Origin of the sequence: Caballeronia concitans (genome assembly GCF_001544615.1) — a bacterium.
Lineage (GTDB): Bacteria > Pseudomonadota > Gammaproteobacteria > Burkholderiales > Burkholderiaceae > Caballeronia > Caballeronia concitans.
In genome coordinates, this window is the sequence record NZ_FCNV02000001.1 from 493,845 (window position 1) to 511,929 (window position 18,085).

An 18,085-nucleotide genomic window follows, 5' to 3' on the forward strand; every position below is an offset into this window, starting at 1 on the left:
ATGGACGCCAACCCGTTTGCAAAGATGCAGCGCCTAGGCCGCGCCCTGATGCTGCCGATTGCCGTGTTACCGGTGGCCGGCCTGCTGTTGCGGCTAGGCCAGCCCGATGTCTTCAACATCAAGATGATCGCCGACGCCGGCGACGCGATTTTCTCGAATCTGCCGCTTCTGTTCGCCATTGGCGTGGCGGTGGGCTTCGCGAAGGACAACAACGGCACGGCGGGCCTCGCCGGCGCGATCGGTTATCTGATCGAAACGGCCGTGATGAAGGACATCAACGACAAGCTCAACATGGGCGTGCTGTCCGGCATCATCGCGGGGATGGTAGCGGGCTACATGTACAACCGCTTCAAGGACATCAAGCTGCCCGAGTACCTGGCGTTCTTCGGCGGCAAGCGCTTCGTGCCGATCGTCACGGGCGTCGCGTGTCTGTTCCTCGGCATCGCGTTCGGCTACGTGTGGCAACCGGTGCAGTTTGGCATCGATACGGCCGGCAACTGGCTCACGACGGCCGGCGCGCTCGGCACCTTCGTGTTCGGCGTGCTGAACCGCATCCTGCTCGTCACGGGTCTGCATCACATCATCAACTCGCTCGCGTGGTTCGTGTTCGGCTCGTTCACCCCGCCCGATGGCGGCGCGGTGGTGCACGGCGACCTGCATCGTTTCTTTGCGGGCGATAAAACCGCGGGCGGCTTCATGACCGGCTTCTTCCCGATCATGATGTTCGGTCTGCCGGCCGCGTGTCTCGCGATGTTCCACGAAGCGCCGAAGGAGCGCCGCGCGGTCGTCGGCGGCCTGCTGTTCTCGATGGCGCTCACCGCGTTCCTGACGGGCGTGACCGAGCCGATCGAATACAGCTTCATGTTCCTCGCGCCGGTGCTGTACGGCATCCACGCGGTGCTGACGGGCCTGTCGCTCGCGATCTGCTCGGCGCTCGGCATCCACCTGGGCTTCACGTTCTCGGCGGGCGCGATCGACTATGTGCTGAACTACGGCCTGTCGCAGCGCGGCTGGATGGCGATTCCGCTCGGCCTCGTGTACGGCATCGTGTATTACGGCCTGTTCCGCTTCTTCATCCGCAAGTTCAACATGGCGACGCCGGGCCGCGAGCCCGCCACGACCGACGCTCAAACCGACGCAACGCCGGTCGGCGGTTTCGCTCCGGGTGCAGCGGTGCCGGCTGCGGCGAACACGCGCGCCGCGAAGTACATCGCGGCGCTGGGCGGCGCGTCGAACCTGTCGCTCGTCGATGCCTGCACGACGCGCCTGCGTCTTTCGGTGTTGGATGCGGAAGCCGTGTCGGAACCGCAGTTGAAGAACATCGGCGCGCGTGGCGTGCTGAAGCGCGGCAAGACCAGCGTGCAGGTGATCATCGGGCCGGAAGCGGACCTGATCGCGGACGAAATTCGCGGCGAACTCGAACATTCGTCGACGCGCGGTGCGACGCCGGCTTCGTCGGCGCCGGCGCAGCCTGTGGTCGCCGCCGGTGCAGCCGGCGCCGCAAGCGTGGCGGATCAGACGGCCGGCCCGCTCGATCCGGATCCGCTGCGCTGGATCGCGGTGTTCGGCGGCGCGACCAACGTCGTTTCGCTCGATGCCGTCGCGCAGACGCGCCTGCGCGTGGTGGTGCGCGATCCGTCGGCGGTGGATCGTCAGCGTTTGTCGCAACTGGATGTCGCGTGGGTGTCGGCGGATACGTTCCATATCGTCGTCGGCGCAGCGGCGCAGCGTTACGCCACGCAAATGGCGGCGCGGCTGTCGGGCAACGGCGGCGGGACCGCACCGATGCCGGCTTGATGCCAACCGGTTGCTGAGAGAAGCGGCGCTCCTGCTCGGAGCGCCGTTTTTTTTGCGAGGACGATCAGCGATCAACCGCCGCAAAAACAAAAGCCCGCTGTCAAAAGACAGCGGGCTTCAACGTTCCGCTACAGCCTTAACGCAACGTTACGCGTAGTCGTGCAGCGCCGAGCGCATCTTCTTCATCGCGCTCGCCTCGATCTGGCGAATACGCTCCGCCGACACGCCGAACTCGTCGGCCAGTTCGTGCAGCGTCTTGCCGCCCGATCCGTCGTCCTGCACGTCCAGCCAGCGAGCCTTGATGATGCGGCGGCTACGCTCGTCCAGCGACTCCAGCGCGGTCGAAAGGCCGTCGCTTTGCAGCTTGTCGAACTGGCGCGAGGCGATGACGTTCGTCGGCTCGTTGTGCGAATCCGCCAGATAGGCGATGGGCGCGAACGCTTCCTCACCGTCGTCGACCTGGCCTTCGAGCGCGATGTCGCCGCCCGACAGACGCGTTTCCATCTCCGCGACTTCCTCGCGCTTCACGTTCAACTCGCTCGCGAGACCTTCGATCTCGTCCGGGGTGAACGCGGCGTGGCCGGTCTTGTGGCTGCGCAGGTTGAAGAACAGCTTGCGCTGCGCCTTGGTCGTGGCGACCTTCACCATGCGCCAGTTGCGCAGGATGTACTCGTGAATCTCGGCCTTGATCCAGTGCATGGCGTACGACACGAGGCGCACGTTTTGCTCGGGGTCGAAGCGCTTCACGGCCTTCATCAGACCGATATTGCCTTCCTGGATCAAATCCGCGTGCGGCAGACCATAGCCCAGATAGTTCCGGGCGATCGACACGACGAGACGCAGGTGCGAAAGCACCAGTTGCCGCGCCGCGTTGAGGTTGCCGTGCTCGCGAAATTCGGTGGCGTACTGACGTTCCTCTGCCGGCGACAGCATTGGAATGCGGTTCACTGCTTGTATGTATGAATCGATGTTGCCGATCTGGCCGGTCAGCATCGACGACTGTGCGTACGTCAGCGCGCCTGCCGAAGATGCCTTGGCAGGCGCCGAGCCCACTACATTCGGAAGGGTCATCGCATTGGTCACGCTCATAAGCTCCTTATCAACGATTTGTCCGCAGCCACGACGGCGGCGGCAAGTCAGACACGATATTAGCACTCCGCTTCAATGAGTGCTAAGTGTTAGAGGGCGGACAAGTGTGAGAGTTCCCACGAAACTATCGAGTTCGTGAGGTCAATAGGCGGGCAGCGCCGGAGGAGAGCGTCAATGTTACCGATGTCAGCGTTGATATCTAACTAATTACCGCATTTATGCGGCTCAGCTGAGAATTGTTCAAATAAATGGGCCTGCAATCAGGGATTGTGCAAATATGTGGCAATCCACATACAATCTGCCGATCCCGCTTCGCGGCTGTGGAACTCAACCCTCATATGGGGCGCTCATGCAGAAAAGCAAAGGTGGCTGGCGCAGTTTGTTGTCCAACGGCGCGCTCGCGCTTTCGCTCGGTGTTGTTTCGGCGGCCGCGCACGCTGACCGCTTCGGCTTGCAGATCGCGGGCGGCGTGGCGGACCGCGATATCAAGAAGGCGGATCTCGGCGTCGTCTGGGATCCGAACCTGACCTGGTGGGAAATCGGCGGGTTCCACTTCACGCTGCTCGGCGAAGGCCACGTCTCTTACTGGCACTCGACGGAAGACCACGCCGTGAATCCGAACATCTGGGAATTCGGCTTGACGCCGGTCGTGCGCTTCGTCAAAAGTTCGGGCTACATCCGGCCGTTCATCGAAGCGGGCGTCGGCGTGCGGCTGCTTTCGCATACGCGCATCACGGAAAACTTCACGGTGTCGACGGCGTTCCAGTTTGCCGACATGGTCGGCGTCGGCGCGATCTTCGGCGCGAAACAGAACTATCAGGCGGGCTTTCGCTTTCAGCATCTGTCGAACGCCGGTATCAAAGAGCCGAATCCTGGTATAAATTTCAGCCAGCTATATCTGCAATACAACTTCTGACGAGGCGCCGGCGCATCGGTTCCTTGGCACAAGGGGATTCGACAGATGCCCGCAAAAACCATTGAGGTCATCCGCGGCCTCGAGCGCGATCGCTTTCGAGCCATGGTCGAAGGCGATGGCGCGGCGCTCGAAGCGTTGCTGGCCGAGAACGCCAGCTACGTGCACACCAACGGCAAGCGCGAGACGAAACGTCAGTTCATCGACGCGATCACCGCCGGCCGCCGCCGTTATCGCCAGATCGAGATTCAGTCGCAGGATGTCGTCGCCGCCGGCCGCGACAGTTGCCTCGTGTCGGGGCGCGCGCTGATCGAAATGGAGTCCAAGAACGGCGCGCTGCTGTTTCCGGTGGCTTACACCGCCATTCACGTCCAGACGGACGGCCAATGGCTGATGCTCGCGCTCCAGGCGACGCGCGTGGCGCTCGAATAGCCGCCACGCACGCCGCGCCGGTCACGCCTCGACCGGCTCGTCGTGCCGCACATCCGCCACGATCCGCTTCGATCGGTTCACCGCGCTCACGACCGCATCGACGACCGCGAGCGCCGGATTCGCGTGAACCGCGACGCCGAAGCGCGTCGGTTCATCGGCGACGCGGCAGCCGACGAACACCGCCGTATCGCCGCTTGCCGTCACCGTCGATTCAAACCAGTTCACGCTCGCTTCCACGCCGAAACTCGACGCGACCGCCTGCGCGTAATGTTCCTCGCTCGCGGCGGCGGACGCGGGCGGCATCGCAATATGTCTGCCCGAAACCACTATCGTCGATGCGTCCACCCGCGACACCGCGCCGCCCGCATCGAAGTACTCGCGTTTGAAGAGCGCGCAGATCGCTTCGCCGCTGATTTCCTCGCCGGATGCGTCGGCGAGCGCCTGCACCGCGTGACTGAATTCGATCTGCACGCGGCGCGGCGGCGTGAAGCCCAACCCGCGCTCGAGCAGATAGGTCGCGCCGCCCTTGCCCGACTGGCTGTTCACGCGAATCACGGCGTCGTAGCTGCGGCCGAGATCGGCGGGATCGATCGGCAAATACGGGATGCCCCACACCGCGCCGGGCGTGCGCTGCGCGAAGCCCTTGCGGATCGCGTCCTGATGCGAGCCCGAAAACGCCGTGAAAACGAGATCGCCCGCATACGGATGGCGCGGATGCACCGGCAACTGATTGCATCGCTCGACGACGCGGCGCACCGCGTCGATGTCGGAGAAATCGAGGCCCGGATCGATGCCCTGCGTGTAAAGATTGAGCGCGAGCGTGACGAGATCGACGTTGCCCGTGCGCTCGCCGTTGCCGAAGAGACAGCCTTCCACGCGGTCGGCGCCCGCGAGCAGCGCAAGCTCCGCTGCGGCGACCGCCGTGCCGCGATCGTTATGCGGATGCACCGACAGCACGATGCAATCGCGATAACCCATGTTGCGGTCCATCCATTCGATCTGATCGGCGAACACGTTGGGCGTCGCGGCTTCGACGGTCGCCGGCAGATTCACGATCATCTTGTGATCGCGCGTAGGACGCCACGTTTGCGCGACGGCATCGCAGACCTCGCGCGCGAACGACAGCTCCGTCATGCTGAACGTCTCGGGCGAGTACTGATAGATCCAGTGCGTCTCGGGCCGCGCCGCCGCGCATTCCTTGATGATGCGCGTGCCTTCCACCGCCAGCGCCTTCACTTCTTCCTTCGACTGATTGAACACGATGCGCCGGAACGATGGCGCGATCGCGTTGTAGAGATGCACGATGACCCGGCTCGCGCCTTCCACGGCCTCGAACGTGCGCTCGATCAATTCGCGGCGCGATTGCACGAGCACTTCGATGGTCACGTCGTCGGGAATGCGCTTCTCGTCGATCAGCTTGCGCACGAAATCGAAATCCGTCTGCGACGCCGACGGAAACCCCACCTCGATCTCCTTGAAACCCGTCGCCACCAGCATCTCGAAGAATTCGAGCTTCGCGGCGATGCTCATCGGCTCGATCAGCGACTGGTTGCCGTCGCGCAGATCGGTGCTCATCCAGATGGGCGCTTTCTCGATCGTGCGATTCGGCCAGCGGCGGCCCTGCAGACGGACTTGCGGGAACGGGCGGTATTTCTCGGCGGGGTTCGGCATCATGATCGTCGATCTCTCTTGGAACAGTCTGCGTAGCGCCTGCGAGAGGCTCCGTGGCCGGCGGCTGGCCGGCTGCGGCGCGATGCACGCATCGCAACGCCGCGCGCACGATCCCATTGCGCACCGGCGACGGTGACGCCTGTGACCAATGTGAACGTGCGCGAAGCAGCGTGCATTTGACCCTCGCGTTTTCGATTCGCGGGATGTGCGAACGAAAAGCTGACGACTACAAGTGGTAAGGAAAGGAACTGCGGGAACGGCTGGCAGGACCGCGCGCCTGGCGACGCACGGCGCTACGTCTGGCGACTTACGCTAGACGTAGCGATAGGGGCCGCGCTAGGCGGCCCGAAATAATTCGGAGGGAGGAGAGCTGGGTGAAGCGCATTGGGCCACTTTAAACCAGCGCAGAAGAACGTGTCAAACGGGTGCTTCGTTTTTTCGGAGTTTCAGACCGGCCTGCGCACGACATCCGCGATCACTTCCACCTGACGCCCGACCGCCGGCGGCACCGGAACGTCGCCGCGCATCACGTCTTCGATCCAGCGCGCGGTCGTCGCGGCATCGAGCGATTCGGGCAGCTCGATAGCGGGCGCATCCGCCTGCGAACGCTCGGGCGCGACGAGCGTCTCGACGTGGCCGTCGTGGAACCAGTCGACCTGAACCTGACGGCGCGTGTCGGCCACCGCTTCGCCTTCCGTGCCGCGGGCAAGCAGCGCGCCGCCTTGCGCGGCATCGGGATGATCGGTGAAGAGGTCGGTCAGGCTGTCGCGATATTCCGGATGCGTGTAGTTCACGAGCCGCAAGCCCGGCTCCGCGAACGGCTGCAGGATCTTGACGAGCGTATGCGTCGAATTGCGCACGCCCATGATCCGGCGAAGCGCGAGCAGGCGCGCGAGCTTCGGCGCAAGCGATGTGATCGGCGCAAAAGCGAGCCGGCGCGATGCGAGGCTGTCCTCGATTTCATCCGGCGATGCCGCGTGCGGAATGCCCAGCTCGGCGAAGATCGCGGCGCTCGTCACGCGGCCCGGATCGTCGACGACGCCGTGCACCAGCACCGGCACGCCTTCGCGCGCGAGCAGGAGCGCGAGCAGCGGCGTCAGGTTCGGCTGCTTGCGCGCGCCGTTGTAGCTCGGAATCGATACGGGGCGCGCGTGATCGCGGCCTTCCTGCACGTGCAGTGGCTCGAACGATCGATGCGCGGCCGAGAGCATCGCGGCAAGCTCGGCGGCGGTCTCGCCCTTCACGCGATACGCGAGCAGCACCGCGCCGAGTTCGAGATCGGAGACGCGGCCATCGAGCATGGCTTCGTACAGCGCGTAGGTATCGTCGCGGGACAGCGCGCGGGCGCCGTTCGGCCCGCGACCGATTTCCTTGATGTAGCGCGCGCAGGCGAAGGGAGGGGCTGGGGTATCGTTCATCGGAAGCATGCGCAAACGGGCGTTCAGTTCCGAGGTCGTGAGCGTCGCGTCGCTAGGTTGAGAGTCCGGAAAGGACACTCAGTATCGCATCTAAATGCCGCTTGCAAGACTCGGCGGCCGTTTCGACGGCGCGCAATTCGTGTGGCGAATCGTGTGGCGAGCTGTGGCGCGCGCCGTCCCGAAGGATCGCCGTAAGCCGCGCGGAAGCTCGCGAAGTCCCGCCGCGCAAGGCCCGCCACGAAACGCCCGCGCGCGTTACACTCGCTCTTCGCGCCGGCTGCTTTTATCGCGAGCCGGCAATCGAATAACAGCAACTTCGTTGCGTGACGGAAGGCGGCGCAGGGCATCGCGCGCGCTTTCCCGACAGGAGATCAGGATGAGCTACGTGTTTCCCCCGGCGCCCGCTGCGGCGGTGCCGGTTGCCGGTTCGGACCAGCAGTTTGCCGTGCGCCGAATCTACTGCGTCGGACGCAACTACGAAGCGCACGCGCGCGAAATGGGCCACGATCCGGATCGCGAGCCGCCGTTCTTCTTCAGCAAGCCCGCCGATGCCGTTCTCTACGTCGCACCGGGTGCCACCGGCGAAATGCCGTATCCGTCGCAGACGAAGAACCTGCACTTCGAGATGGAGCTTGTCGCGGCCATCGGCAAGCAAGGCAAGGACATTCCCGCCGACAAGGCGCTCGACTACGTGTACGGCTACGCGCTCGGCCTCGACATGACGCGCCGCGATCTACAAGCCGAAGCGAAGAAGCTCGGCCGCCCGTGGGATACCGCGAAGGGCTTCGATCACTCCGCGCCGATCGGGCCGATTCATCCGGTATCGAAGGTCGGGCATCTGGAAAAGAGCGCGATCTGGCTGACGGTCAACGGTGAAGAGAAGCAGCGCTCCGATATCTCGCAACTGATCTGGTCCGTGGGCGAGACGGTAGCGTATCTGTCGACGCTCTTCGAACTCTTCCCCGGCGACCTCATCTTCACCGGCACGCCCGAAGGCGTCGGCGCGGTCGTGAAGGGCGATCTCATGAAGGGCGGCGTGGACGGCATCGGCGAATTCTCCGTGCGCCTGGTGTGAGGCCGGATCGACGATGAAGCTCTACAGCTACTTTCGCAGTTCGGCGGCGTATCGCGTGCGTATCGCGTTGAATCTAAAGGGACTCGGCTACGAATACGCCGGCGTGCATCTGCTGCGCGACGGCGGCCAGCAACTCAAGCCGGAATATCGGACGCTGAATCCAGATGGCATCGTGCCAACGCTCGTCGACGGCGACGACGTGCTGACGCAATCGCTCGCGATCATCGAGTATCTCGAGGAGACGCATCCGGAGCCGCCGCTGCTGCCACGCAATCCGTCGGATCGCGCGTTCGTGCGCTCGGTCGCGTTGGCAGTCGCGTGCGAAATCCATCCCGTCGACAATCTGCGCGTGCTCAAGTACCTGAAGCATCAGTTGAAAGTGCCCGATGAAGCGAAGGACGCGTGGTATCGGCACTGGATCGAGACGGGCTTCGCATCGCTCGAAAAGCGGCTTGCGGGCGATCGTCGCGTCGGCGCGCTGACTTTCGGCGATACGCCGACCATCGCCGATCTGTGCATCGTGCCGCAGGTGTTCAACGCGCGGCGGTTCGACATCGACCTGTCGCCGTATCCGACGATCGAGCGCATTGCCGACAACGCGAATCAGATCGACGCCTTCCAGCGTGCTGCCCCGGCGCAGCAGCCCGACGCCGAATGACGGCGGCAGTGGCGGCTGGAGCGCTCCCGAGTTACCTGTCGGGCGCGGGGCTCGGGGCGAGCCTCATCATGGCGATCGGCGCGCAGAACGCGTTCGTGTTGCGGCAAGGGTTGAAGCGGCGGCACGTGGGCATCGTCGTGACGATCTGCGCGTTCATCGACGTCATGCTGATCGCGTTCGGCGTCGGCGGCATGGGCGCGCTGATCGCGCGTGCGCCGTTTCTGCTCGAAGTGATCCGCTGGGCCGGCGCGGCGTTCGTGTTCCTCTACGGCTTGCGCGCGTTTCTCGCGGCATGGCGCGGTCCGGGCCACCTCGATGCGTCCAACGGCGATTCGCAAACGGCGCTCAGCGCGGCGTCGACGGTGCTGGCGCTGTCGCTGCTGAATCCGCACGTTTATCTCGATACGGTGGTGCTGCTCGGCGGTATCGGCGCGCAACGCGGCTGGCCGGGCAACGCGTGGTTCGCGGCGGGCGCGATGTGTTCGTCGATCGTCTGGTTCACCGCGCTCGGCTTCGGCGCGCGCTTTCTGGAACCGTGGTTCCGGAAGGACGTGTCGTGGCGGGTGCTGGATGTGATCGTGGGCTGCGTGATGTGGTGGATCGCGGCGGCGCTGGTGTTCTCGCGATAAAAAAGGGCGTCTGCACGACGCCCTTTTAGTTTGCTTGCTAGCCGAGCAGCGCGTCGGCGAATTCCTCGGCGCTGAACGGTTGCAGGTCCTCGACTTTCTCACCCACGCCGATGAAGTACACCGGAATCGGCCGCTGCCTCGCGATGGCCGCGAGAATGCCGCCCTTCGCCGTGCCGTCGAGCTTGGTCACGATGAGACCCGTGAGGCCGAGCGCGTCGTCGAACGCCTTCACTTGCGCGAGCGCGTTTTGCCCCGTGTTCGCGTCGATGACGAGCAGCACTTCGTGCGGCGCATCCGGCATCGCCTTCGCGATCACGCGGCGCACCTTGCGCAGCTCTTCCATCAGATGCAGTTGCGTCGGCAGGCGCCCGGCGGTGTCGGCCATCATCACGTCGATCTTGCGTGCGCGCGCCGCGCCGACGGCATCGAAAATGACCGCGGCTGCATCGCCGCTTTCCTGCGCGATGACCGTCACGTTGTTGCGCTCGCCCCAGACCGTCAGCTGTTCGCGCGCGGCGGCGCGGAACGTGTCGCCGGCGGCGAGCAGCACCGACTGATTGAAGCTCTGCAGATGCTTCGCCAGCTTGCCGATGCTCGTCGTCTTGCCGACGCCGTTCACGCCCGCGATCATCATCACGAGCGGTTGCGCGCGGCCGAGCATCAGCGACTTCTCGAGCGGACGCAACAGGTCGACGAGCAGCGCGCGCAACGCCGCCTTCACCTGCGACGCGTCTGTCAGGCGCTCCGCGCGCACCTTTTCGCGCAGCGATTCGAGCAGGAATTCGGTGGCATCGACGCCGGCATCGGACATCAAGAGCGCGGTTTCCAGCTCTTCGTACAGGTCTTCGTCGATCTTCGCGCCGACGAAAATGCCCGTCAGGCTCGAACTCGTCTTCGACAAACCGTGCCGGAGCCGCGACATCCACGATTTCTTCGCGGCGGCGTCCGGCAGCGGCGGCGGCACGATCTCTTCGCTCGCCTCATCCGTTTCGGGACCGCGCACCCATTGCGACTGCGTGCGGCCTTGCCAGTAAGGCTTCGGCGCATCGTCCGCTGCGGGCGCAGGGATGGCTTCGGCTTCAGGTTCGGCGGGCGGTGGCGTTTCCGCTGGAATCGCGGCATCGACGGCCGGCTCGCGGTCCAGCTCCGCCTCGATGACGGGCGGGGACGCTTCTTCGTCCTCGGCGGCTTCCGGCGTTTCTTCGGCAGACGTGTCGAGCGGCTCGTCTGCCGGCTTTTTGAATCGTTTGAAGAAGCTGAACATGGATGTGTGGCGATGGAGCGCGCGTCATTCGATGGCCCCGCGTGCGCCCGGACGAGCGCCGCGCGCGATGCCCGCGCAGGAAGATGGAAGCCGGCTATTTTATCAGGCGTGGCCTGATGCGCTTGTGCGCTATCCGCCTGTGGTAACGTTGGCTTCCATGCTGGCTCTCATTCACGCGCTGCCGGCTTGTTCCTGGCGGCGCGCGCCGAATTCATCATTCTTCTCATGTCCCGTTCTTCCGCACCACGCCCGCCCGCATCCGCCGCTTCGAACCGCGCACCGTCGCGGGGCGGCAAGCCGCATACGATCCGCATCATCGGCGGAAACTGGAAACGCACGCCGCTGCCCGTGCTCGATCTCGATGGCCTGCGCCCCACGCCCGATCGCGTGCGCGAGACGCTGTTCAACTGGCTCGGCCAGGATTTGAACGGACAACGCTGTCTCGATCTCTTCGCCGGAAGCGGCGCGCTCGGGTTCGAAGCGGCGTCGCGCGGAGCGTCGCGTGTGCTGATGGTCGAGCGCAGCGGACGCGCCGCCGCGCAACTGAAGGCGAATCAGGCGCGGCTCGATGCGCGCAATATCGAGATAGCCGAGGCCGATGCGCTGCGGCTCGCGGCCGGTCTCGCGCCGGGATCGTTCGATGTCATCTTCCTCGATCCGCCCTTCGGCGACGAAGCGCTGCTCGCGCGTGCGCTGGAACTCGCCGCGCCGCTCGCCGCATCCGATGGCGCGATCTACGTGGAATGCGGCAATCCGCTCGACCCGGACGCCATCGATGCGCTGGCAGGCTGGACGCTCGCACGCGAAGGCAAGGCGGGCGCGGTTCACTATCATTTGCTGCGTCGGCAAAATGAGGAATAATGCGCCTTCCCAATCTGGCGCGCCGCGGGGTAGGTTGCGTCAGCGGTTGCCTGCTTCGGACGGGCAAACGAGGGAATGACGGCCGCAGCCAGCGGCCCAAGGTAAATAGAAGAGGAGAAGCTCATGGTTGTCGCCGTGTACCCGGGAACGTTCGACCCGCTGACGCGCGGGCATGAAGACATCGTGCGGCGCGCATCGAGCATTTTCGATACGCTGGTCGTCGGCGTGGCCGACAGCCGTGCGAAGAAGCCGTTTTTCTCGCTGCAGGAGCGTCTGGATATCGCGCATGACGTGCTCGGGCATTATCCGAACGTGCAGGTGAGCAGCTTCACCGGGCTTCTGAAGGACTTCGTGCGCAAGAACAATGCGCGCGTGATCGTGCGCGGCCTGCGCGCCGTCTCCGATTTCGAGTACGAGTTCCAGATGGCTGGGATGAACCGCTATCTGCTGCCCGACGTCGAGACGATGTTCATGACGCCGTCCGATCAGTATCAGTTCATTTCCGGCACCATCGTGCGCGAGATTGCGCAGCTCGGCGGCGACGTCAGCAAGTTCGTGTTTCCGTCGGTGGAAAAGCGGCTGATGGACAAAGTCGCCGGTGCCATGCAGAAGGATCCAGCGGCGCCCTGACCCGGCGCGGCATGGGATCGGCGGCGGATGGTTCGCCAGCCGCCGATTGCCAGCCGGGGCCGTGACGCAATCCGGCGAACAACGCGTGGCCGACGTTTTCACTCATGTCTAATCTGCGCTCGCATGTCCTCCTGGTGCTCGGCACCGCGCTCGTGTTCGTGTTGTCCCTCTGGATCAATGAGGAGGTCTTCACGCATACGGAGTTCGTGCGAGGCGTCAACTGGATCTATCTGCCGTCGGGGGTCAGGCTTCTCAGCACGCTCCTGTTAGGCGGCGACGGCGCCCTCGGACTGCTCCTGGCAAGCTGGCTCGTCAACTTCTTCTACTTTTTTCCTCACGATCCGATTCGCGCATTCGCTGGCGGAATAATCGCGACGATCGCGCCGTATGCCGTTTATCGGCTCGCGCGAGAGTGGTTCGGCCTGAAGGCGTCGCTCGCGAATCTCACGCCGCGACGCTTGCTTCTGCTCGCGGTGGCGTATTCCGTCGCGAACCCGCTGCTGCATCACATCTGGTTCGCGTTGCGCGGAGATTCGCAGAATCTCGTCGAAGGATTCTTCCTCATGTTCATCGGCGATCTGCTCGGCGCGCTCATCGTTCTTTATGCGTCGAAACTGGTGCTGACGCTGGTGTCGCGACGAATCGGAACGGACGCGTCCGAACGCTGACATTCCAGGCGCACGGCCACCGCGAAAATGCTGCCGGCGTTATAATCTCTTGTTTTTAAACGGAAAGCCGGTAGCAGCATGTCCCTGATCATTACCGACGAGTGCATCAACTGCGACGTCTGCGAGCCCGAGTGCCCGAACGACGCCATTTCGATGGGCACGGATATCTATGTCATCGATCCGAACAAGTGCACCGAATGCGTCGGCCACTTCGACGAGCCTCAGTGCCAGCAGGTTTGCCCGGTGGAATGCATTCCGCGCGACCCGGCGCACGCCGAAACGCCCGAGCAGTTGCTGACGAAGTATCACGCGCTGATGGCGGCGAAGGGCGCGTAAGCGCTTCGCGGCACTATCCGATAAGCGCCGTCAAAGCCGCGACGAGCGCATCGCATTCGGCGTCCGTGCCGATGGAAATGCGCAAATGCTGACCGACGCGCGGCAGTGCGAAGTGACGCACGAAAATCTCCTGCTTCTTGAGCGCGGCAGCGAGCGCGGCGGCATCGTGGGCCGGATGCTTCGCGAACACGAAGTTGGCTGCCGACGGCACCACATCGAATCCCAAACCCTGCAACTGCGCGGCGAGCCTTTCGCGGCTTGCCACCACCTTCGCGCAGCTTGCCTCGAACCACGCCCGATCTTCGTATGACGCGAGCGCCGCCGCCTGTGCGAGGCGATCGAGCGGATACGAATTGAAGCTGTCCTTCACGCGCGTGAGGGCGTCGATCAAGGCGGCATCGCCGAACGCGAAGCCCACGCGCATGCCCGCGAGCGAGCGCGCTTTCGATGTCGTCTGCACGACCAGCAGATTCGGATACGCGTTCACAAGCGTCACCGCCGATTCCGCGCCGAAATCGACATACGCCTCGTCGATGATCACGGGCGCATCGGGATTCGCCTTCAGCAGCGCTTCGATATCGGCGAGCGGCAATGCGCGGCCGGTCGGCGCGTTCGGATTCGGCAGCAGCACGCCACCGTTCGGCGCGCGATAGCCGTCGATGCGAACGGCGAAATCGTCATCGAGCGGAATCGTCTCGTACTCGATGCCATACAGCTTCGCGTACACCGGATAAAAGCTGTACGTGATATCCGGAAAGCGAATGGGCGCGTCGTGCTTCAGCAGCGCCTGGAACGCGTGCGCGAGCACTTCGTCGGAGCCGTTGCCGGCAAAGACCTGTTCGACGCGCAAACCGTGATGCGCCGCCACCGCCTCGCGCAGCGCGCGCGCCGTCGGGTCCGGATACTTCCGCAGCGACGCGCCGTCGTCCCCGAGTTCGCGGCGGATCGCATCGACCACGCGCGGCGACGGCGGATACGGGTTCTCGTTCGTGTTCAGCTTGATCGGATGCGCCAGCGCGGGCTGCTCGCCCGGCACGTAAGGCGTCAGGCGGTGAACGATATCGCTCCAGAAACGGCTCACGGTCGGCTCCAGGTTCGGTGATCAGGAATTGCGATGCAGGTTCATCATCGCGCGTTCGGTCTCGCCCGCGACGACGAAAGGCATGACGGCCAGCGCGCGCTCGATCGACTGATCGATGACATCCTGCTCCTCGCGTCGCGGCGGCTTCAGCACGAAATTCGCGACATCGGGCTTCGCGCCCGCGCGCGCACCTTCGGGAATCAAATCGCGCGGATGCCCGATGCCGATCCGCAAGCGCCAATATTGCTGCGACGACAGATGCGCGGAAATGTCCTTCAGCCCGTTATGTCCGCCGCTGCCGCCGCCGAGCTTCATCTTGACGGTGCCGGGCGGAAGATCGAGTTCGTCATGCGCGACGAGAATCTCGTCCGGCAGAATCTTGAAGAACTGCGCCACCGCGACGACCGATTGCCCCGAGCGGTTCATGAACGTCTGCGGCTCCAGCAGATGAATTTCGTGGCCGTGCAGACGGCCACGGCCGTAGTGGCCGTGAAAGCGCCGCTCGTCGCGCAGCGTGGCGCCGGCGTCGCGCGCCAGTTGGTCGATGAACCAGAAGCCCGCGTTGTGACGCGTCGCGGTGTATTCGGCGCCCGGATTGCCGAGGCCGACGATCAGCTTGATCATGTCGAATCATCGCGAGCCGCGAGCCCGCTTCGTTTAGTGCGAAAAAAACCCGCCGGGGCTTGCACACCGGCGGGTCGCTTCGACCGTTCGAGGAACGGATCGAGAGGATACTACAGCGTGCTTACAAAGCCGCTCGTGCAGGCACTCAGGCAGCCGGCGTTTCGCCAGTCGCGTCAGCAGCCGCGTCGGACTGCTTCGCAGCCGGAACGGTCGCCGATGCCACCACCGGGTTTTCCGCCTCGACGTGCGCGGTCAGCGCGACGCCCTTCGGCAGCACGATGTCCTTCGCGTGCATCGTCTGGCCCGCTTCGATCTTGGCCAGATCGATTTCGAGGAACTCAGGCAGATCGCCCGGCAGGCATTCCACTTCCAGTTCCGTCGCGACGTGCGAGATGACCGCGCCCGCGAGCTTCACGGCCGGATTCGTCTCTTGATTCATGAAGTGCAGCGGCACCTTGGTGTGCAGCTTCTTCGTCGCGTCGACGCGCTGGAAGTCCACGTGCAGCACGAGCTGCTTGAACGGGTGATATTGCACATCGCGCAGCAGAACTTGTTGCGAGCTGCCGGCGACTTCCAGGTCGAGAATCGACGAATGAAAAACTTCCTTCTTCAGGGCATGCCACAGGGCGTTGTGGTCCAGTTCGACCAGTTGAACGTCCGAAGCACCACCGTACACGATACCCGGGGTCTTGCCCGAGTTACGCAGGCGGCGGCTCGCACCCGTACCTTGCTTGCTACGCTCGAAAGCGACGACTTTCATATTCGACTCCTCTATCTGCCCGCGACCAGGCAGGGAAACCGGGATCATTGAAATGTCTGATCCCCATAACAAACGGCGCGAACCTTCGTCCGTTCGCGCCGATCAAGCAAAAACGCGAAGCTCGAGCCTCGCGTTCCTTGCCAATTCTTTTAGCCTTCGGCGAAGAGCGACATGACCGAGTCGCCGCGCCGGATGCGGGAAAACGTCTCCGCGAGCAGGCCCGCGCTCGACAGCGGCCGAATCTTCGGGCACGCGAGCGATTCCGCAGACAGCGGGATGGTGTCGGTCACGACGAGCTCATCGAGCTGCGAAGCCGTGATGCGCTCCGCCGCGCCGCCCGAGAGAACCGGGTGCGTTGCGTACGCGAAAACCTGCTTCGCACCGCGATCCTTCAGCACTTGCGCTGCCTTGCAGAGCGTGCCGGCGGTATCGACCATGTCGTCCATGATGACGCAGGTGCGGCCTTCGACTTCACCGATGACGTTCATCACCTCAGCGACATTCGCCTTGGGACGGCGCTTGTCGATGATCGCGAGATCCGTGTTCATCTGCTTGGCGAGCGCACGCGCGCGCACCACACCGCCGACGTCCGGCGACACGACCAGCAGGTGATCGTGGTTCTGCTTGCGCAGGTCGCCGAGAAGAACCGGAGTAGCGTAGATGTTGTCGACGGGGATGTCGAAGAAGCCTTGAATCTGGTCGGCGTGAAGGTCCATCGTGATGACACGATCGACGCCGGCGATTTCCAGCATGTTCGCCACGACCTTCGCCGAGATGGCCACTCGCGCGGAACGCGGACGGCGATCCTGACGCGCATAACCGAAGTAGGGGATAGCTGCGGTGATCCGGCCTGCGGATGCGCGCTTGAGCGCATCGACCATGATCATCAGTTCCATCAGGTTATCGTTCGTCGGTGCGCAGGTGGACTGCAGAACGAATACGTCCTTGCCTCGAACGTTTTCCTGAATCTCGACCATGATCTCGCCGTCGGAGAAACGGCTGACCATCGCTTTGCCGAGAGGAATTCCAAGGATTTTGACGACTTCCTGTGCAAGCGCGGGATTTGCGTTGCCAGTAAAAACCATCAGGCCGTCACTGCTCATCGTGCACCTGTCTGCGGCTGGAGGCGAGAGGAAATGCTAGAGAAAGAATGGCAGGGGAGGAAGGACTCGAACCCTCGCATGCCGGAATCAAAATCCGGTGCCTTGACCAACTTGGCGACTCCCCTACACTTAACTTTGAATCTTGCCGGGAAGTGTAGGACATACCCGACAAAACAAAACCTATGACGCGAAAGCGAAGAGAGGATGAGAATCCAGACTGCCTGTTACCACGCTTTTCCAGCTTGCCGGCAGCTTGGCTTGCGCCATCTCTGCTTCGGCTCGGCTGGGGAAAGCAGCAAACACGCTTGCTCCGGACCCTGTCATTCGCGCTGGTGCGAGATTGGAAAACCACTCGAGCACCTTAGCAACTTCCGCATACTTTCCTGCAACTACAGCCTGCATGTCGTTTCGACCGAAGCTGTCTGGCCAGTTTGTGTCTGACCTTTGCTGTGCAAGAAAGTCCGTTATTTTGACGACTTCGGTGTCCCTTGTCAAGGCCTTTTCCGAAAAAATCGCTGCGGTCGGAACGTGAACGTTGGGAGTGACTACCAGGAAGAAACGTTTCGGCAATTCCACCGCCTGAAGCGCTTCACCTACTCCTTCCGCAAATGCATTTTGCCCGAAGACAAAAAACGGCACGTCCGCGCCGAGTTGCAGGGCGAGATTCTGCAGAGTTTCACGCGAAAGGTCAACTCCCCATAGACGATTCAACGCCAAAAGAGTGGTCGCAGCGTCGGAACTGCCTCCGCCAAGCCCTGCGCCCATCGGCAAACGCTTGTCGATCTCGATCTGCACACCGTAGCGGCTGCCCGTGTGCTGCTGAAGCAATCGCGCGGCCCGCACGACGAGATCGTCGTCCTGCGCCACGCCGGGGACGTCCGTAACGCGCGTGACGATGCCATCGTCGCGGCGCGTGAAATGCAGCACGTCGCCCCAATCGAGCAACTGGAACACGGTCTGCAGCGCGTGATAGCCATCCGGACGGCGGCCCGTGATGTGGAGGAACAGGTTCAGCTTCGCGGGCGCGAGGCAGTCGCGGATCGAATCGGTGGAGGACATGCAGAAAGCGGCAATAA

General features: G+C 63.6%; 19 protein-coding genes and 1 tRNA gene. 10 read left to right on the top strand and 10 right to left on the bottom strand.

Translation table 11 applies throughout. The features are described from left to right. Positions 1-1,797: an N-acetylglucosamine-specific PTS transporter subunit IIBC gene (nagE, locus tag AWB72_RS02365; protein WP_040053064.1), complete on the top strand. Its 1,797-nt coding sequence runs from the start codon at positions 1-3 to the stop codon at positions 1,795-1,797. Positions 1,798-1,944: 147 nt separating this feature from the next. Here nagE and rpoH read toward each other — a convergent pair whose 3' ends face one another. Next, on the bottom strand, positions 1,945-2,880 hold the full coding sequence (rpoH, locus tag AWB72_RS02370) for an RNA polymerase sigma factor RpoH (RefSeq protein ID WP_040053258.1): 936 nt from the start codon (positions 2,878-2,880) through the stop codon (positions 1,945-1,947). Positions 2,881-3,235: 355 nt separating this feature from the next. On the opposite strand from rpoH, the gene AWB72_RS02375 reads away from it, so the two are divergent. Next, on the top strand, positions 3,236-3,802 hold the full coding sequence (locus AWB72_RS02375; protein WP_040053063.1) for an acyloxyacyl hydrolase: 567 nt from the start codon (positions 3,236-3,238) through the stop codon (positions 3,800-3,802). A 45-nt stretch (positions 3,803-3,847) separates the two neighbouring features. Next, positions 3,848-4,231, top strand: a complete 384-nt coding sequence (locus AWB72_RS02380; protein WP_040053062.1) for a nuclear transport factor 2 family protein — start codon at positions 3,848-3,850, stop codon at positions 4,229-4,231. Between the two features lie 21 nt (positions 4,232-4,252). On the opposite strand, the gene leuA is transcribed toward AWB72_RS02380, so the two are convergent. Next, complete coding sequence (gene leuA, locus AWB72_RS02385; RefSeq protein ID WP_040053061.1) at positions 4,253-5,905, bottom strand: 2-isopropylmalate synthase; 1,653 nt, start codon at positions 5,903-5,905, stop codon at positions 4,253-4,255. A 443-nt stretch (positions 5,906-6,348) separates the two neighbouring features. Further along, positions 6,349-7,320 (bottom strand): DNA-binding protein YbiB, encoded by a 972-nt coding sequence (gene ybiB / locus AWB72_RS02390; protein ID WP_096030982.1) that lies wholly within the window; start codon positions 7,318-7,320, stop codon positions 6,349-6,351. Positions 7,321-7,696: 376 nt separating this feature from the next. Here ybiB and AWB72_RS02400 point away from each other — a divergent pair, with 376 nt between their 5' ends. The 3 genes from AWB72_RS02400 to AWB72_RS02410 are packed head-to-tail and all read left to right on the top strand — an operon-like array spanning position 7,697 to position 9,682. Further along, positions 7,697-8,395 carry a fumarylacetoacetate hydrolase family protein gene (locus tag AWB72_RS02400; protein WP_040053058.1) on the top strand — a complete coding sequence of 233 codons (699 nt, stop codon included), beginning with the start codon at positions 7,697-7,699 and terminating at the stop codon, positions 8,393-8,395. Positions 8,396-8,408: 13 nt separating this feature from the next. Then, positions 8,409-9,053, top strand: coding sequence for a maleylacetoacetate isomerase (maiA, locus tag AWB72_RS02405; protein ID WP_040053057.1), 645 nt, complete (start codon positions 8,409-8,411; stop codon positions 9,051-9,053). Then, entirely contained in the window at positions 9,050-9,682 is a 633-nt protein-coding gene (locus AWB72_RS02410) for a LysE/ArgO family amino acid transporter (protein ID WP_040053056.1), read from the top strand. Before maiA ends, AWB72_RS02410 begins: the two co-directional genes overlap by 4 nt. 37 nt (positions 9,683-9,719) lie before the next feature. On the opposite strand, the gene ftsY is transcribed toward AWB72_RS02410, so the two are convergent. Further along, on the bottom strand, positions 9,720-10,946 hold the full coding sequence (gene ftsY, locus AWB72_RS02415; RefSeq protein ID WP_040053055.1) for a signal recognition particle-docking protein FtsY: 1,227 nt from the start codon (positions 10,944-10,946) through the stop codon (positions 9,720-9,722). Positions 10,947-11,171: 225 nt separating this feature from the next. Between ftsY and rsmD the strand changes: the two genes are divergently transcribed. The 4 genes from rsmD (at position 11,172) to AWB72_RS02435 (ending at position 13,441) form a co-directional block, all read left to right on the top strand. Next, positions 11,172-11,807 carry a 16S rRNA (guanine(966)-N(2))-methyltransferase RsmD gene (gene rsmD, locus AWB72_RS02420; protein ID WP_040053257.1) on the top strand — a complete coding sequence of 212 codons (636 nt, stop codon included), beginning with the start codon at positions 11,172-11,174 and terminating at the stop codon, positions 11,805-11,807. 123 nt (positions 11,808-11,930) lie between these two features. Further along, positions 11,931-12,437, top strand: coding sequence for a pantetheine-phosphate adenylyltransferase (coaD, locus tag AWB72_RS02425; RefSeq protein ID WP_040053054.1), 507 nt, complete (start codon positions 11,931-11,933; stop codon positions 12,435-12,437). Between the two features lie 104 nt (positions 12,438-12,541). Then, positions 12,542-13,105 (top strand): MASE1 domain-containing protein, encoded by a 564-nt coding sequence (locus AWB72_RS02430; RefSeq protein WP_040053053.1) that lies wholly within the window; start codon positions 12,542-12,544, stop codon positions 13,103-13,105. A 78-nt stretch (positions 13,106-13,183) separates the two neighbouring features. Continuing rightward, on the top strand, positions 13,184-13,441 hold the full coding sequence (locus tag AWB72_RS02435; RefSeq protein ID WP_040053052.1) for a YfhL family 4Fe-4S dicluster ferredoxin: 258 nt from the start codon (positions 13,184-13,186) through the stop codon (positions 13,439-13,441). Positions 13,442-13,454: 13 nt separating this feature from the next. On the opposite strand, the gene hisC is transcribed toward AWB72_RS02435, so the two are convergent. The 6 genes from hisC to ispE all read right to left on the bottom strand — a co-directional run bounded on the left by hisC (position 13,455) and on the right by ispE (position 18,068). Further along, a complete protein-coding gene (gene hisC / locus AWB72_RS02440; RefSeq protein ID WP_040053051.1) occupies positions 13,455-14,522 on the bottom strand; it encodes a histidinol-phosphate transaminase in 1,068 nt (355 codons plus the stop codon). A 21-nt stretch (positions 14,523-14,543) separates the two neighbouring features. Beyond that, the gene (gene pth, locus AWB72_RS02445; protein WP_040053050.1) at positions 14,544-15,146 is read right to left on the bottom strand and encodes an aminoacyl-tRNA hydrolase; all 603 of its coding nucleotides are present in this window, start codon (positions 15,144-15,146) and stop codon (positions 14,544-14,546) included. A 145-nt stretch (positions 15,147-15,291) separates the two neighbouring features. Further along, a complete protein-coding gene (locus AWB72_RS02450) occupies positions 15,292-15,906 on the bottom strand; it encodes a 50S ribosomal protein L25/general stress protein Ctc (protein WP_040053049.1) in 615 nt (204 codons plus the stop codon). 149 nt (positions 15,907-16,055) lie between these two features. Beyond that, a complete protein-coding gene (locus AWB72_RS02455; RefSeq protein ID WP_040053048.1) occupies positions 16,056-17,009 on the bottom strand; it encodes a ribose-phosphate pyrophosphokinase in 954 nt (317 codons plus the stop codon). A gap of 48 nt (positions 17,010-17,057) precedes the next feature. After that, positions 17,058-17,134: transfer RNA gene (locus tag AWB72_RS02460), tRNA-Gln, on the bottom strand. 55 nt (positions 17,135-17,189) lie between these two features. Beyond that, positions 17,190-18,068: a 4-(cytidine 5'-diphospho)-2-C-methyl-D-erythritol kinase gene (gene ispE / locus AWB72_RS02465; RefSeq protein WP_040053047.1), complete on the bottom strand. Its 879-nt coding sequence runs from the start codon at positions 18,066-18,068 to the stop codon at positions 17,190-17,192. Between the last annotated feature and the right edge of the window lie 17 nt (positions 18,069-18,085).